Raw genomic sequence first — 15,492 nt, forward strand, 5'->3', positions numbered from 1 at the left:
TTTGGAGACGAAGAAATAATGCCAAAAAAAGTTACTAAAGCCGTAATTCCTGCCGCAGGATTAGGAACCAGATTTTTACCAGAAACTAAGGCCTTACCAAAGGAAATGCTACCTATTGTAGATACCCCAACTATTCAATTTATCGTTGAGGAAGCTAAACAGTCAGGTATCAAAGATATCGTGATCGTTATCGGTAAGGGTAAACGTTCAATTGAAGATCACTTTGATTCTAATCCTGAATTGGAACAAAATTTGGAACAAAAACATAAAGACGAAATTTTGGAAACAATTCGTAAAACTAACGATATGAACATTTACTTTATTCGCCAATCACATCCTCGTGGATTGGGTGACGCTGTTTATACCGCAAGAAGCTTTATTGGTAACGAACCATTTGTAGTTATGCTTGGTGATGACGTTATGCAAGACAAAGAGCCTTTAACTAAGCAATTAATGGACAGTTACAAAGATACTGGAGCTTCAACATTGGCCGTTAAGCGAGTTGCTCATAAAGATATTTCTAAGTATGGGGTAATTGATCCTTCTGAAGAAATCACTGATGGATTATATAACGTTAAAAAATTCGTTGAAAAGCCTAAGCCAGAAGAAGCACCATCAGACTTAGCAATTATTGGTCGTTACTTGTTTACCCCAGAAATTTTTGGCATTCTTGAACATACCAAGGCCGATGCTTCTGGTGAAGTACAATTAACCTCAGCAATTGATGAGTTAAACCAAACTCAAAGAGTTTTTGCTCATGAATTTAAGGGTGAAAGATTCGATACTGGTAACAAATTAAGTTGGTTAAAGACTAATATCACTTTTGGTTTACGCCATCCCGAAATCTCAACTGGGCTTCGTAGTTATTTAATTGACTTAGGTAAACAATTAAGTGCAGAAAAAGATGCTGATAAAAAATAATTAAAACAATTTGCTTTACATACTTACCTTTTGATAGTAAATTGTATGGCAGAGACTTTTAAGGAGGATCCGTTATGACCAAAAGTTATGATGTTGTAGTGATTGGTGCCGGACCTGGTGGAATGACAGCTGCACTATATGCTTCTAGAGCGAACTTGTCTGTGGCAATGATCGACAGAGGTATTTATGGTGGCCAGATGAATAATACCGCCGAGATTGAGAACTACCCTGGTTTTAAATCAATTATGGGTCCTGATTTGGCTCAACAAATGTATGATGGTTCAATTAACTTTGGAGCAGAATACGTTTATGGAGCCGTTGAAGAGATTGTCGATAATGGTGATACCAAGACAATCAAGACTGATAGTGAAGAAATCGAAGCTAAAGTAGTCATTATCGGTACTGGTTCTGAATATAAAAAATTAGGCGTTCCTGGTGAAAAAGAATACGGTGGCAAGGGTGTATCATACTGTGCTGTCTGTGATGGAGCGTTCTTTAAGAACAAGGATGTTGTCGTTGTTGGTGGTGGAGATTCTGCAATTGAAGAAGGTTCATACCTTTCAGGAATCGTAAATAACGTTAAGGTTATTCATCGTCGTGACACATTGCGTGCTCAAAAGATTATTCAAGATCGTGCATTCAAAAACGAAAAGATGGATTTTGTTTGGAATACCAACGTTGTTGAAGTTCTTGGTGATGGCAGCAAGGTTACTGGTGTTAAGGTTAGAAATAACCAAACTAACGAAGAGTCTGTAGTGGAAACTTCAGGTGTTTTCATTTATGTTGGTTTGCTACCAATGACTGAACCATTCAAGAGTCTAAACATTACTGATGTATCCGGTTGGATCATTACTAATGATAAGATGGAGACTTCGGTTCCAGGAATTTACGCAATTGGTGATGTTCGTCAAAAGGATCTTCGTCAGATCACTACTGCTGTTGGTGAAGGTGGAATTGCTGGTCAACAAGCTTTCAAGTATGTTGAAGCATTAAACTCTAAAACTCCAGTAACTGACTAAGAAAAAAAATATAACCGAATAAATTGGCGAAAGTATGTTCGTATGGTAAAATACTTTTGTTAGTAAGGCTGACACAAAACATAGTTTTGCTGCAGCCTTTTTATTTGCGATTGGTATATTATTAATAAATCAACTGGGGTTAGCTGATTGGAGGAATGAAGTTTGATCGAAAGAAAAGAAGACAACAAATTTGATTTGGTTTCTCAATACAAACCAACTGGTGATCAGCCAGGTGCAATTAAAGAATTAGTTAATGGCATCGAAAGTGGTGAAAAAGCACAGATACTAATGGGGGCCACTGGGACTGGAAAAACTTTTACGATTTCAAACGTAATTTCTCAGGTCAACAAGCCAACCCTAGTGCTATCTCATAACAAGACTTTAGCTGGTCAATTATATAGTGAGTTCAAAGAATTCTTCCCTAATAATGCGGTAGAATATTTTGTTAGTTATTATGATTATTACCAACCTGAAGCATATGTGCCATCTAGTGACACTTATATTGAAAAAGATTCTGCCATCAATGATGAAATTGATAAGCTTCGACATTCAGCAACCAGTTCGCTTCTTGAACGAAATGATGTCATCGTCGTGGCATCAGTATCTTCTATTTTTGGTTTAGGAAGTCCAACAGAATATAGTAATCAAGTGGTTTCACTCCGAGTGGGGCAAACTTTGGAACGAGACGCACTGTTACGACAGTTAGTGTCGATTCAATTTGATCGCAACGACATTGATTTTCAACGTGGTCGGTTTAGGGTTCACGGGGACGTTGTTGAAGTATTCCCTGCGTCACGGGATGATCATGCATTAAGAATTGAATTCTTCGGTGATGAAATCGATCGAATTCGTGAGGTCGATACATTAACTGGTGAAGTAATCGGTGATCGAGAACATGTCGCAATCTTCCCAGCGACCCACTTCTTGACGAACGATGACATCATGAACCAAGCTTTACCAGAGATCAAAGAAGAGCTTGATGCACGAGTTAAGGAGTTTGAAGCTGAGGGTAAGTTATTGGAAGCCCAAAGATTAAAGCAACGAACAACTTATGATATTGAAATGATGAAAGAAATGGGTTATACGAGCGGAATCGAAAACTATTCACGATTCATGGATAGACGTAAACCCGGTCAACCACCATTTACATTATTAGATTTCTTCCCTAAAGATTTCTTGTTAGTAGTTGATGAGTCTCACCAAACTATGCCACAAGTTCGCGGGATGTATAACGGTGACCGTGCTAGAAAGCAACAATTGATCGATTATGGATTCAGATTGCCATCTGCACTAGATAACCGACCATTACAACTTGATGAGTTTGAAAAACACGTTAACCAAGTTGTTTACATGTCAGCTACTCCTGGTCCTTATGAGATGGAACAGACTGACAAAGTCGTTCAACAAATTATTCGACCAACTGGCTTATTGGATCCAACAATTGACGTTCGGCCAATTATGGGTCAGATGGATGACTTAGTGGGTGAGATCAATAAACGTATTGAGCGCAAGGAACGAGTCTTTGTCACTACTTTGACTAAAAAGATGGCCGAAGATTTAACTGATTATCTTAAAGATTTAGGAATTAAGGTTAAATATCTGCATTCTGATATCAAGACGCTTGAACGAACTCAAATTATTCGTGACTTACGACTTGGTAAGTTTGACGTTCTAGTTGGTATCAATTTGTTGCGTGAAGGAATTGATGTTCCAGAAGTTTCATTGGTTGCAATCTTGGATGCTGATAAGGAAGGGTTCCTTCGTAATGAACGTTCATTGATTCAGACCATTGGTCGGGCATCTCGTAACGAACACGGAGCCGTGGTTATGTATGCTGATAGGATCACTGATTCAATGAAAGCTGCCATTGATGAGACGCAACGACGTCGAGATATTCAGATTAAGTACAATGAAGAACACGGCATTACACCACACACAATCAAGAAAGAAATTCGTGGTCTGATCACATCAACTGTTAAGACAGATGATAGCGGTGAAAAAGATGACTTTGTTGAAAGTGATTTCCAACAAATGTCGCCTAAGGATCAAAAAGCAATGATTGCTCGACTTGAGGACGAAATGCGTAATGCCGCTAAGTCATTAGACTTCGAACAAGCCGCCACTCTAAGAGATACCGTGATTGAATTAAAAGGCGAAATGGATTAAAGAGGGATATAAATTGGCAAATGACAAGATAGTTATACGTGGGGCTAGGGCCCATAATTTAAAAAATATTGATGTGTCCATCCCTAAGAATAAATTAGTCGTTATGACTGGTTTGTCAGGTTCTGGTAAAAGTTCTCTGGCGTTCGACACATTATATGCTGAAGGACAACGGCGTTATGTTGAGAGTCTCTCCTCGTACGCTCGTCAGTTCTTAGGCCAAATGGATAAACCAGATGTGGACTCAATTGATGGGCTCAGTCCAGCCATCTCTATTGACCAAAAAACCACCTCTAAGAATCCACGTTCAACAGTTGGAACGGTTACTGAAATCAATGATTACCTTAGATTGCTCTGGGCTAGAGTCGGGACACCTATTTGTCCAAATGATGGTACTGTGATTTCTAGTCAATCTGTTGATCAGATGATTCAACAAATTATGCAATTACCTGAACGGACTAGACTACAGATTTTTTCACCAGTTGTCCGGGGCAAAAAAGGTGAACATAAAAAGGTCTTTGAAAAAATCAAACGTGAAGGATTCGTTCGGGTCCAAGTCGACGGCGAAAATTATGATATCGACGACGATATTGAGCTAGATAAGAACAAGCAACACGATATCAACATCATTATTGACCGAATCGTGGTTAAAGATGGTATCAATAATCGGTTGTCTGATTCACTAGAAGCTGCACTTAGATTATCTGGTGGTTACGCGGTTGCTGACTTCTTAGGCGAACGAGATCCACTAATGTTTTCTGAACACTATGCTTGTCCAGTCTGTGGATTCACTGTGGGCGAGTTGGAACCTAGATTATTTTCTTTTAACTCACCATTGGGCGCTTGTCCTGATTGTGATGGTTTAGGGATGAAGTTGGAAGTAGATCCTGACTTGATCGTCCCAGATCAGACTAAGACATTGAACGAAGGAGCACTTGTTCCTTGGAGTTCATCTAACTCTAAGTACTATCCCAACATGTTGGAACAAGTTTGTTCCGCTGAAAAAATCGACATGGACACTCCATTCAATAAGTTATCTAAAAAAGAACGCGATTTATTATTATTCGGTTCTAAAAAATCGAAGATCTATCATTTCCACTTGAGCAGTGACTTCGGTGGTATCAGAGACGTTGACGGTCCTTTTGAAGGTGTCGTTAATAACGTCGAACGTCGTTACAACAGTACTTCAAGTGACTTTGTTCGTGGCCAATTAGGTTCATACATGACCGAATTAACTTGTGCTACTTGTCACGGTATGCGATTAAACCGTAAGGCCTTGGCCGTTAAAGTTGATGGTCGCAACATCGCTGAAATTTCTGAATTAAACGTCGGTAGAGAATTAACATTCTTCAACGAAGTTAAATTTGGCGAACAAAGCACGATGATTGCTAAACCAATCATAAAAGAAATTGGTGACCGACTGACCTTCTTGCAAAACGTTGGTTTGGATTATTTAACATTGTCTAGATCCGCCAGAACTCTTTCTGGTGGGGAAGCTCAACGAATTAGATTAGCAACTCAGATTGGTTCTAATTTGTCTGGTGTCTTGTATATCTTGGATGAACCTTCAATTGGTTTACATCAACGCGATAATGATCGATTGATCCAATCATTAAAGAACATGCGTGACCTTGGCAATACGCTTGTCGTGGTTGAACATGATGAGGACACTATGCGGTCAGCTGATTATATCGTTGATATCGGACCAGGCGCTGGAGCCGCCGGTGGTGAAGTAATGGCCGCCGGAACACCTAAGCAAGTTGAACGTTCTAAGAAATCAATCACTGGTCAATACTTGGCCGGCAAACGATTTATTCCCGTACCAACCGAACGTCGGAGTGGTAATGGCCAATCAATTACCGTTGTCGGTGCCAGTGAGAATAACTTGAAGGACATCACGGTTGATTTTCCACTGGGAGAATTAGTCGTTGTGACTGGTGTGTCAGGTTCTGGTAAATCAACATTAGTTAATGATATTTTGAAGAAGGCATTGGCTCAAAAGATCAATCGTAATTCTGAAAAGCCCGGTTCGTATGAAGAAATTAAGGGTTATGAAAATATCGAAAAAATCGTTAATATAGATCAAACCCCAATCGGTAGAACTCCTAGAAGTAATCCTGCCACTTATACTGGTGTCTTTGATGATATTCGTGATTTATTTGCTAGCACCAATGATGCTAAGCTAAGAGGTTTCAAAAAAGGGCGCTTTAGCTTCAACGTTAAGGGTGGTCGTTGTGAGACTTGTCGAGGCGATGGTATCATTAAGATTGAAATGAACTTTTTACCTGACGTGTACGTTCCATGTGAAGTTTGTCATGGTAAGCGATACAATGCTGAAACTCTTGAAGTTGAATATAAGGGCAAGAGTATCGCCGACGTCTTAGACATGACAGTTGAAGAAGCGCTTGATTTCTTCAGTGCCATTCCTAAGATTCAAAGAAAGCTCCAAACTATTAAAGATGTTGGCTTAGGATATGTGCCACTGGGACAATCCGCAACCACACTTTCAGGTGGGGAAGCTCAACGAATGAAGTTAGCTTCTGAGTTGCACAAGAAGTCTTCAGGCAAGAACTTCTATATTCTTGATGAACCAACCACTGGTTTGCATACCGAGGATATTCGTAAGTTATTGGGTGTTTTACAACAACTAGTTGATCAAGGTAACACTGTTTTGATCATCGAACATAATTTGGATGTGATTAAGAGTGCTGATCAATTGATCGACCTTGGTCCTGAAGGTGGCGACGGTGGAGGACAGGTCATTGCGACTGGTACTCCAGAACAAGTTGCTGAAGCAAAGAAGAGCTATACTGGTCAGTATCTAAAACCAGTTTTAGAGCGGGACAAACAATTAGAAGAACAGACTAAATAAAAAATAAGTTAATGGCTTTTGTAGAGAGTCATTAACTTATTTTTTTGGTTTTATGTAAATAATGATGAATTAGTTTAAAATGAAACGCCCGGTATGTTATACTCAAGTAAGTTTTTACACGGAAGGAAATAATTATGGCAGTCAGAAATCGATTTGTAATCATTACTGGGATGAGTGGTGCCGGTAAGACCGTTGTTGCCCAAAGTTTTGAAGACTTGGGTTACTTCGTTGTTGATAACATGCCACCAACTCTGTTACCTAAATTTATGAATATCATTCGTAGTGAACGTGATATCGATCGGATTGCATTAGTCGTCGATTTACGATCACAAGTTTTTTATGACGAAATCTTAGCAATGAATCAATCCTTAAAGGATGATAAAAACAATGATGTTGATCTAGTATTCCTAGACGCATCAGATACCAAGTTAGTTTCAAGATATAAAGAAACCCGTCGTTCACATCCCCTTGCACGAAATGGGCGGACAATCGACGGTATTAAAGAAGAGCGAACTTTATTAAGTAGTGTTCGCGAAGCGGCCGACTTAGTTGTCGACACCACTAATTTATCCCCAAGAAAATTACGAGAAGAAATCTTCCATAGTTATTCAATTGATGATGGTAACGTGCCATTCCATATTGAAGTAATGTCATTTGGCTTTAAGTATGGTGTGCCATTGGACGCAGATATCGTTATGGATGTTCGATTCTTGCCTAATCCTTACTATGATCCTAAGATGCGCTATAAGACCGGATTGGACCAGGAAGTTAGCGACTTTGTGATGAAATCTGCTGGTGCAGAGGAATTCTACACTAAATTGCATGATTTAATAGCCTTCACCTTACCAGGCTATGAAAAAGAAGGTAAGGCCAATCTAACGATTGCAATCGGCTGTACTGGTGGTCAACACCGTTCAGTAGCTATTGCAGAAAGGTTAGCTAAGGATCTCCGCGAGAAATATACGGTCAACATTACTCACCGTGATATCGAACGGATCAAAAAGGGGGCTGAGTGATGTACAATGCATTAGTTAGTCATCGCCCTAAGGTCGTCGTGATCGGTGGAGGAACTGGCTTACCAGTTATTTTGAAAAATCTAAAGGATAAGCATGTTGATATCACTGCCGTAGTGACAGTGGCCGATGATGGTGGTTCATCTGGAATCATCAGAGATTATATTAACGTGGTGCCACCTGGAGATATTCGAAACGTAATCGCGGCGTTATCTGAGTTACCTGAAACTGAATTGGAACTCTTCCAATATCGGTTTGATAGTAAGGATTCATTCTTTGCGGGCCATGCGATCGGTAACTTGATTATCGCAGCACTTTCTGAAATGGAAGGCGGTATCTTTGATGCGGTTCAGTATTTGAGTCAGTCAATGCGGGTTAACGGTAATATTTATCCGGCCGCTAATGAACCTTTGGAGTTACATGCTGAGTTCACTGATGGCTCACAGTTACGTGGAGAATCAGAAATTACAGCTGCTGATAAGCAAATCAAACGTGTGTGGGTCACTACTCGAAATAACGATGGTGAACCTGAGGCCGTCCAAGAAGTGGTCGATGCAATTTTGAACGCCGATCAAATCGTCTTGGGACCAGGTAGTTTGTTTACTAGCATCTTGCCTAACCTGATGATCAAGAACGTCGGTGAGGCTATTTTAGAGTCTAGTGCTGACGTGGTTTATATCTGTAATATCATGACTCAAAAGGGTGAAACAGATAACTTCACTGAGGCTGATCATGTTCGTGTCCTCAATGAACATTTAGGACGGAACTTTGTCAACACGGTATTGGTCAACAATAAAAAAGTTCCTGAAGAATATATGGATTATCAAAAATGGAATGAAATCTCGCAACCTGTTAAACATGATTTCCAAGGTCTCCGAGATATGGGATGCCGAGTAGTTTCGGCAGACTTTTTGGAGTTGAAGGAGCGAGGAGCATTCCATAATGGTCAAGAAGTTGCTGATGAATTAATCAACTTAATCGGTAGGCCAAACGACTATTAATTGAAGGGAGTAATGGGAATGTCATATGCAAGTGAGGTTAAAAAAGAACTCACATCGTTAACTGTTCATCGGGATAACGCTAAGGCTGAGTTAATGGCCTTGATCAGAATGAACGGATCGATTTCAATCAAAAACCACCACTTTGTGCTTAACGTCTCATCTGAAAATCCGGCAATTGCTCGACGAATGTACCAGTTGTTAACCCAATTTTATGGGATCACTGGTGAACTTAGTGTTCGAAAGCAAATGAAGCTCAAGAAAAATAACCTGTATATCTTGCGGGTAAATGAGTCAGCTTCTAAATTATTAGATGACTTAAAAATTTTTGATGGTGTTCAACTTGTCGACCGAGTTCCCGTTGAATTACTAACGAAGGATTCGCAAATCAGATCATATCTCCGTGGGGCATTCTTAGCTGGTGGTTCAGTTAATAACCCAGAGACTTCCCGTTATCATTTAGAGATTTATTCATTGTATGAGAATCATAATGATATGATCGCCGAAATGATGCAAAAATATAATTTACCGGCCAGAACTACTAAACGTCGGAGTGGTTATATTACGTACATCAAGGAAGCTGAAAAAATCGCTGATTTCTTACAATTGATTGGTGCTACTAATTCCATGCTTAAGTTTGAAGATATTCGGATCGTCCGTGATATGCGGAACTCAGTTAATCGATTGGTCAACTGCGAGAATGCGAATATGAACAAGGTAGCTAGTGCTGCTAGTAAGCAAATCGAAAACATTAAGTTGATCGATGAGCGGGTGGGATTAGATCAGTTACCAGATAAATTAGCGCAAATTGCGCAAACTAGATTACAACATCCAGAAGTTAGTTTGAAAGAACTAGGCGAAATGGTTCCGGGCGGACCAATTTCTAAGTCAGGTGTTAATCACCGCCTAAGAAAAATTAATGAATTTGCTGAAAAATTCGTTTCTGATGAAGAAGTAGTTTAAACAAAAAAACGGGTACCGCGATAACCCATGAGGTTAAGCGGTACCTGTTTTTTTAGGAAAATAAATAATTAACTTAATTATTTTCTCTCGCTGGTTGAAGACATAATGCCATCTAGCAAACCATAATCAACGGCTTCTTGAGCTGTTAAGTAATGGTCTCGGTCAGTATCACGATTGATCTTTTCGAGAGGTTGACCAGAGTTTTCTGCCAAGATTTCATTAAGCATCTTACGTGACTTAAGGATTTCTTGTGCAGCAATTTCGATTTCAGTCTGTTGTCCTTGAGCACCACCTAATGGTTGGTGAATAAGAACTTGAGAATGAGGTAATGCGAAACGCTTGCCCTTAGTTCCTGATGAAGCCAATACGGATGCCATTGATGCAGCCATACCCATAACGATTGTTTGAACATCAGCTTTGATGAAGTTCATAGTATCGTAGATAGCCATACCAGAGGTAATAACACCACCTGGTGAGTTAATGTAAAGGTAAATATCTTTTTCAGAGTCTTGAGCATCTAAGAATAATAGTTGCGCAATGATCGCGTTAGCCATATCATCGTTAATTTCACCTGATAGCATGATAATTCTATCTTTTAATAGGCGAGAGTAAATATCATATGCACGTTCTCCGTTTGATGATTGTTCAATAACGGTTGGCACTAAGTTCATGAGAATGCCTCCTTTTTTCTTTTGTGATAGATGGTCTCTACCAAGTTCACGATACATAGTTTACTGTATTGGTCAAAAAAGGTCAAATACTTTAACTCCAAATTTTATTTACGAAGTAATTCCTTGTTGTACGAAGGCTTTAACAGGTAAATTTGACCTCAATAATGGTATACTCGAGGCAGATAATAGCAGTGGGAGGTAAGGGTATGCACAGCCATCATATTTCATTATTAACTAAAGATGCCAAGCAAAATATCGACTTTTATACTCGGGTAATGGGATTGCGATTGATCAAAAATACGGTCAATCAAGAAAACATTAAAATCAGACACTTGTTCTATGGTGATTATTTAGGGACCCCTGGTAGTGTGGTTACGTTCTTTGCGTTGCCACTATTAGGTCAGAGAACGGATGCTAAGCACTTTTTTAACGGATTCCGCTTAGCAATTCCAACGGGTAGTGCCGAATTTTGGCAGAAGCGGTTAAGTGCTGAAAACTTGGTCGTTAAGGAAATACCAGACGGATTAGCATTTAATGATCCTGAAGGAATTGAAATCGAATTAGTTGTGACTGATCGTAAACTAGTTGGTTATCAAGTAGTGCCAGATAATGGTATTCCAGCTGAATTCCAAGTCAGCAGACTGTTAGGTACTGAGTTGCATATTCCTGATCCTGATAAAACCGCATCATTCTTCCATGATTGGCTGGGATTAGTGATTACTGGTGATAATGAGGTTCAACTAGAAGATAACGAGAGCATTCGTTTATTTGCCACTGACAGTGATGATAGAACCCGATTTGGTCGGGGAAGTATCGATCATTTTGCATTGGCAGTAGCCGATACAGATGAGTTGGAGAAGTATTATCAAATTGCTAAAGAGCAACACTTAAATATTGAAGAATATATTGACCGAGGTTGGTTCAAGAGTCTCTATGTCAGAGACCCTGGTGATAATCGTATTGAGTTGGCCACATTAGGACCTGGATTCAGTCTAGATGAACCAATCCTTACCATGGGAAGCACTCTAGGCTTACCACCTGCATTTGAAGGTAATCGTCAAGAAATTATGGACTATTACGCAAAGACTGGGGTCAACTTTGCGGATAAAAATTAAATAGTAAAATAAAATCCACCTGTTGAAGGTGGATTTTTAATACTTATCTTCAATGATTTCTAAGCTACGAATCTGTTCAAGTGGAATAATGGTTGATTGACCAATTATAATTGCTTGTTCATGTTGACCGTTGATTTTACCGATGATCTCTGGAGGAACTGAACGGTCTGTGTCAGTTTCATTTATCTGGACAGAAATGGTCTTACTCTTGGTAATTGCCATTTCAATATTCTCCGCAATTTCTTCCGTGGTCATCTCAGGGGTACGTTTACGTAAGTTATTGATAGTATCTTCTTGAAGTTCTTGTTCTAGCTTTTTGGTGTGGTCGGAAAGATAGAATCCTTGCCATTTCATCATGCCACGATCATGGTACGTCCGAAAAAATTCCGATACCAAATTTGGATCGTAGTCGGGGTAATTGCTACTCATAGGAATTACCACCATTGTGACCACCAACTAAGCCAGCACGCTTGATTGCCGTTCCACCTTTTTGGAGACTTGAGAGTCTAACGAGCTTTGTAAAACCAAACTGTCTTCGGATACTATCCATAGTTTCATCAACTTTTCTAGCCTTAAAGATATCTTTGGGACTTTGAAATAAATTGAGTTGATCATAGGTATCATCGATCAAATTACCATAGGTAACACCAATATTTCTGACTACTTCGCCATGCCAATTCTCACGGAAAATGGTCATGATGTGGGCAATCAACTCTTTGGAATTATTAGTTGGTTCAATCTTCATTTGCCGACTAAAGCCATGGTTACCTTTGTCATGATCAGCGTACGATAAACCAACATATAGTGAAACGACTCGCGCTTTTTTGCGATGCTTGCGGATACGAGAAGCCACTTGATCAGCGAGTTCCTTGATTACTAATTCAATTTCACTGCGTACTTGGTAATCACGGGGAAGCACTTGAGAATTGCTGTAGGATTTTTCTTTGACACTATATCTTTGACTGATGATGGAGCGATCAATGCCCCAAGCCAAAGCGAATAATTCACCACCAGCTACCTTGCCGATCTTGTCAGCTAGCTTATACGGATTATAGTGGGCTAAATCCTCCATTGAATGGATGTTCAGGTGCTTGAGTTTGTCTGCAGTGGCGTGACCAATGCTCCAGACATCTGATAACTCCGTGACGGGCCAAAGCTTATCAGGTACATCCTCATAGTGCCATTCGCCAATTAAAGAACGACTTTTCTTGGCTTCCAGATCTAGTGCAAGTTTGGCAAGCAAGGGGTTATCGCCGATACCAACCGTTAGATAGATTCCGGTTTCTCGCTTAACTTGAAGTTGGATTTTCCGTGCCACTTCATAAGGGCTTTCGCCATATAAATGCCATGAATGGGTCATATCCAATAATGATTCATCGATTGAATAGGGACACCAATCTTCTTTGGGTGTGTACTGTTTAAAAATGTCGTTAATGCGAATATTTTCTTGAATATAGTAGTTCATCCGTGGTTGAACCACAATCAAGCGTGGATCTTGAGGTACGTCACGTTTGCGCATGACGTTGCGGACACCTAAGAGTTTCTTGGCCAGGGGGGATGCTGCAAGCACTAATCCTCCATTGGTGTTCTCCGCTTGGGACATCACAATTAAAATTGATTTAAGCGGATTCATATGAAGTGATACAGACTCACAGCTAGCGTAGAAACTCTTGCTATCGATCATAAAAATGACTTTTCTAGGTTCTTTGCTGTAATCATACATAACACCATCTCACAATCGTGTTTCATATTTTCAATTTTAATTATACGAACATATGTTTGTATGCACAAGAGGAAATTTTAATATGATGATCACTTAGAAACAAAAACTCAAGGTGGAAAAGGGTTAGCGGGAAGAAGATATTTTATAAAAGATGAATTAGGGCATAATAAAAAGACACCTGTTAAAGGTGTCTTTATTTGTACATAATTAATTACTTTAAAATATAAATAGAATTGCCGGAGTATACAGAGCCGTCTTTAGACTTCTGCACATTATCTAGCATTACTAAACCTATTTGACCATGAAAAGTTGCACGAGCATCTGCAGAAAAGCCATCTTTAGTCAATGCTTCATTAATTTCTGATTGTGAGACATTATTCGAGTTCCAAAATAAACGTTCTAAGTTTTTTAATTCATATGCGTTTTTTATTAATTTGTCTCTATCTACAATTTTATTTGCAACAGTTCCGTAGGAAGCCTCGGCATCATCAGATAAGTTTCCTTCGCTTGTGGCATATCTTGATAGATTAAGACTTAGGCTAGCATTTGGAAGTTCTTTTAATATTGAGCGAGCATCGTTTTGATTAGGTGAATATTTTATAAAGTTGAGGTAATCTTGGTCACTTTTATAAGTATCAAAATTAGGGATATCGCTCATAGAAAAACTATTATTGTTGTTTTGATTATTATTTTGTTGGTTGTTTGAACCATTCATACCACCCGGAGCAAAATATTGACGCCAAACATAACCAGTAACTCTTCCAGAAGCGTTTTGTACTTGCCAGTAGATCGAGTTACGGCCGTTGTGACGTAATTTGACACTTCGTTGAACGTACCAAGTGGTGCGAGGGTAGTTACGTAAGTTGTGCAATTTTTTAGTGTGGTTCCAATTCCACATATAAGCTGATTTTCCTGGAACTTTTACCTTATAAGCAGGTGTGTTACTGTAAGTTTTACTTGAAACCCATGCATAACCAGATGCATGCGCAGTGGATTGTTGTGCTACCAGCCCCAGACCAGTAGCTAATAAACCAGTTGCTAAAACACTTGCGATTTTCTTGTTCATGATTTAATCATCTCCTGTATACAATTATCTAATGGCAGGATTATTTCTACAATGGAATCGCATAAACTAAAAGGGTTCTTAACCTTTATTACTTTAATCAAAAGATAAATCAATTGGATAGGGCATAATAAAAAGCCATCTATTACGAAGGTGATACCTCCAAAATTTAAAGATGACTTTTCCAATGCTCTGTTAATTTTCTATCAGTACTAATCCTTGTTGTTGGTCTTCAATATTTTTTCTGAATGTGAAATTAGTTAATCTTATCCCAATAGTGTAGTTAGCATTCAAATCTACATTGTGCTTTAACAACATTGATTTAATATCGCTTACTCTTTGAGATGTTGTTTTGTTATTTAACGAATTAAGGTACTTATTTACATCTTTGAAATTTAATACATTGCCTGAAGGCTTATTTGCATCGTCTTGATATAAAGAATATATCGAAGCTTTCACATCAACTTTACTATTTGGGAAAAGTGATAGAACCTGACGTGTTAATTCTTGAGATGGTGATTGTTTAATGAATCTGTTGTAATCGGTATTACTTGCGTTGTGTAATTCAATAGTATTAACTTTTGAAAAATTAGGGTTATAACCATTAGCTAAATATCCACTCCAAACATAACCTGTAACAGACTTTTTGGATACGGGTGAAACATTACTGATTGCATAGTAAACAGAATTCTTACCATTGTGTTTCAAGATGATCGTGCCCAGACTTGCCCAACTACTGTTAGGGTAGTTTTTTAAGTTAGCAGCTTTTTCTTTGTGGTTTAAATGAGTCCATACATATGCATTGTTACTGAAGCTTTTTGCGTGATATACAGTTCCGTAACCGGCTGGCCATGATGATTTAACGACACTATAACCATTGCTTGCATGAACTGTATTTTGGTTAACCAAAATACCTAATCCTAAGGCGGCTAAACCAGTTGCTAAAATACTTGCGATTTTTGTATTCATTG

Annotated in this window: 13 protein-coding genes; 8 read left to right on the forward strand and 5 right to left on the reverse strand. The window is 39.0% G+C overall.

The annotated features are described in order from the left end of the window. Nucleotides 1–18: 18 nt before the first annotated feature. From galU to whiA, 7 genes are all read left to right on the forward strand, one after another. On the forward strand, nucleotides 19–921 hold the full coding sequence (gene galU, locus O0236_RS04015; protein ID WP_268912831.1) for a UTP--glucose-1-phosphate uridylyltransferase GalU: 903 nt from the start codon (nucleotides 19–21) through the stop codon (nucleotides 919–921). Between the two features lie 74 nt (nucleotides 922–995). Further along, nucleotides 996–1,940 (forward strand): thioredoxin-disulfide reductase, encoded by a 945-nt coding sequence (gene trxB / locus O0236_RS04020; RefSeq protein WP_268912832.1) that lies wholly within the window; start codon nucleotides 996–998, stop codon nucleotides 1,938–1,940. A 162-nt stretch (nucleotides 1,941–2,102) separates the two neighbouring features. Further along, on the forward strand, nucleotides 2,103–4,106 hold the full coding sequence (gene uvrB / locus O0236_RS04025) for an excinuclease ABC subunit UvrB (RefSeq protein ID WP_268912833.1): 2,004 nt from the start codon (nucleotides 2,103–2,105) through the stop codon (nucleotides 4,104–4,106). A 13-nt stretch (nucleotides 4,107–4,119) separates the two neighbouring features. Further along, on the forward strand, nucleotides 4,120–6,975 hold the full coding sequence (gene uvrA / locus O0236_RS04030) for an excinuclease ABC subunit UvrA (RefSeq protein WP_268912834.1): 2,856 nt from the start codon (nucleotides 4,120–4,122) through the stop codon (nucleotides 6,973–6,975). 134 nt (nucleotides 6,976–7,109) lie between these two features. Beyond that, nucleotides 7,110–7,991 (forward strand): RNase adapter RapZ, encoded by an 882-nt coding sequence (gene rapZ, locus O0236_RS04035; protein ID WP_268912835.1) that lies wholly within the window; start codon nucleotides 7,110–7,112, stop codon nucleotides 7,989–7,991. Beyond that, nucleotides 7,991–8,989 carry a gluconeogenesis factor YvcK family protein gene (locus O0236_RS04040; protein ID WP_268912836.1) on the forward strand — a complete coding sequence of 333 codons (999 nt, stop codon included), beginning with the start codon at nucleotides 7,991–7,993 and terminating at the stop codon, nucleotides 8,987–8,989. Before rapZ ends, O0236_RS04040 begins: the two co-directional genes overlap by 1 nt. 18 nt (nucleotides 8,990–9,007) lie before the next feature. Beyond that, entirely contained in the window at nucleotides 9,008–9,949 is a 942-nt protein-coding gene (gene whiA / locus O0236_RS04045; RefSeq protein WP_268912837.1) for a DNA-binding protein WhiA, read from the forward strand. 77 nt (nucleotides 9,950–10,026) lie between these two features. Here whiA and clpP read toward each other — a convergent pair whose 3' ends face one another. Continuing rightward, complete coding sequence (gene clpP, locus O0236_RS04050) at nucleotides 10,027–10,620, reverse strand: ATP-dependent Clp endopeptidase proteolytic subunit ClpP (RefSeq protein WP_125007997.1); 594 nt, start codon at nucleotides 10,618–10,620, stop codon at nucleotides 10,027–10,029. A gap of 206 nt (nucleotides 10,621–10,826) precedes the next feature. Here clpP and O0236_RS04055 point away from each other — a divergent pair, with 206 nt between their 5' ends. Further along, nucleotides 10,827–11,735, forward strand: a complete 909-nt coding sequence (locus tag O0236_RS04055) for a VOC family protein (protein WP_268912838.1) — start codon at nucleotides 10,827–10,829, stop codon at nucleotides 11,733–11,735. 36 nt (nucleotides 11,736–11,771) lie between these two features. Here the strand turns inward: O0236_RS04055 and O0236_RS04060 are convergent, their stop codons facing one another. The 4 genes from O0236_RS04060 to O0236_RS04075 all read right to left on the reverse strand — a co-directional run bounded on the left by O0236_RS04060 (nucleotide 11,772) and on the right by O0236_RS04075 (nucleotide 15,490). Next, on the reverse strand, nucleotides 11,772–12,164 hold the full coding sequence (locus O0236_RS04060; RefSeq protein ID WP_268912839.1) for a hypothetical protein: 393 nt from the start codon (nucleotides 12,162–12,164) through the stop codon (nucleotides 11,772–11,774). After that, nucleotides 12,157–13,458 (reverse strand): DNA polymerase thumb domain-containing protein, encoded by a 1,302-nt coding sequence (locus O0236_RS04065; RefSeq protein WP_268912840.1) that lies wholly within the window; start codon nucleotides 13,456–13,458, stop codon nucleotides 12,157–12,159. The genes O0236_RS04060 and O0236_RS04065 overlap by 8 nt, the downstream gene beginning before the upstream one ends. 211 nt (nucleotides 13,459–13,669) lie before the next feature. Then, nucleotides 13,670–14,524 carry a hypothetical protein gene (locus O0236_RS04070; RefSeq protein WP_268912841.1) on the reverse strand — a complete coding sequence of 285 codons (855 nt, stop codon included), beginning with the start codon at nucleotides 14,522–14,524 and terminating at the stop codon, nucleotides 13,670–13,672. Nucleotides 14,525–14,716: 192 nt separating this feature from the next. Continuing rightward, the gene (locus O0236_RS04075; RefSeq protein ID WP_268912842.1) at nucleotides 14,717–15,490 is read right to left on the reverse strand and encodes a hypothetical protein; all 774 of its coding nucleotides are present in this window, start codon (nucleotides 15,488–15,490) and stop codon (nucleotides 14,717–14,719) included. Between the last annotated feature and the right edge of the window lie 2 nt (nucleotides 15,491–15,492).

This window comes from Lentilactobacillus sp. SPB1-3 (assembly GCF_026913205.2).
GTDB classification, from domain to species: domain Bacteria; phylum Bacillota; class Bacilli; order Lactobacillales; family Lactobacillaceae; genus Lentilactobacillus; species Lentilactobacillus terminaliae.

What these genes read in the sequence shown, in the direction of transcription:
- rapZ (WP_268912835.1), top strand. Translation starts at nt 7,110, where the DNA reads ATGGCAGTCAGAAATCGATTTGTAATCATTACTGGGATGAGTGGTGCC.
- O0236_RS04075 (WP_268912842.1), bottom strand. Translation starts at nt 15,490, where the DNA reads ATGAATACAAAAATCGCAAGTATTTTAGCAACTGGTTTAGCCGCCTTA.
- clpP (WP_125007997.1), bottom strand. Translation starts at nt 10,620, where the DNA reads ATGAACTTAGTGCCAACCGTTATTGAACAATCATCAAACGGAGAACGT.
- O0236_RS04040 (WP_268912836.1), top strand. Translation starts at nt 7,991, where the DNA reads ATGTACAATGCATTAGTTAGTCATCGCCCTAAGGTCGTCGTGATCGGT.
- trxB (WP_268912832.1), top strand. Translation starts at nt 996, where the DNA reads ATGACCAAAAGTTATGATGTTGTAGTGATTGGTGCCGGACCTGGTGGA.
- whiA (WP_268912837.1), top strand. Translation starts at nt 9,008, where the DNA reads ATGTCATATGCAAGTGAGGTTAAAAAAGAACTCACATCGTTAACTGTT.
- O0236_RS04055 (WP_268912838.1), top strand. Translation starts at nt 10,827, where the DNA reads ATGCACAGCCATCATATTTCATTATTAACTAAAGATGCCAAGCAAAAT.
- O0236_RS04070 (WP_268912841.1), bottom strand. Translation starts at nt 14,524, where the DNA reads ATGAACAAGAAAATCGCAAGTGTTTTAGCAACTGGTTTATTAGCTACT.
- galU (WP_268912831.1), top strand. Translation starts at nt 19, where the DNA reads ATGCCAAAAAAAGTTACTAAAGCCGTAATTCCTGCCGCAGGATTAGGA.
- O0236_RS04060 (WP_268912839.1), bottom strand. Translation starts at nt 12,164, where the DNA reads ATGAGTAGCAATTACCCCGACTACGATCCAAATTTGGTATCGGAATTT.
- O0236_RS04065 (WP_268912840.1), bottom strand. Translation starts at nt 13,458, where the DNA reads ATGTATGATTACAGCAAAGAACCTAGAAAAGTCATTTTTATGATCGAT.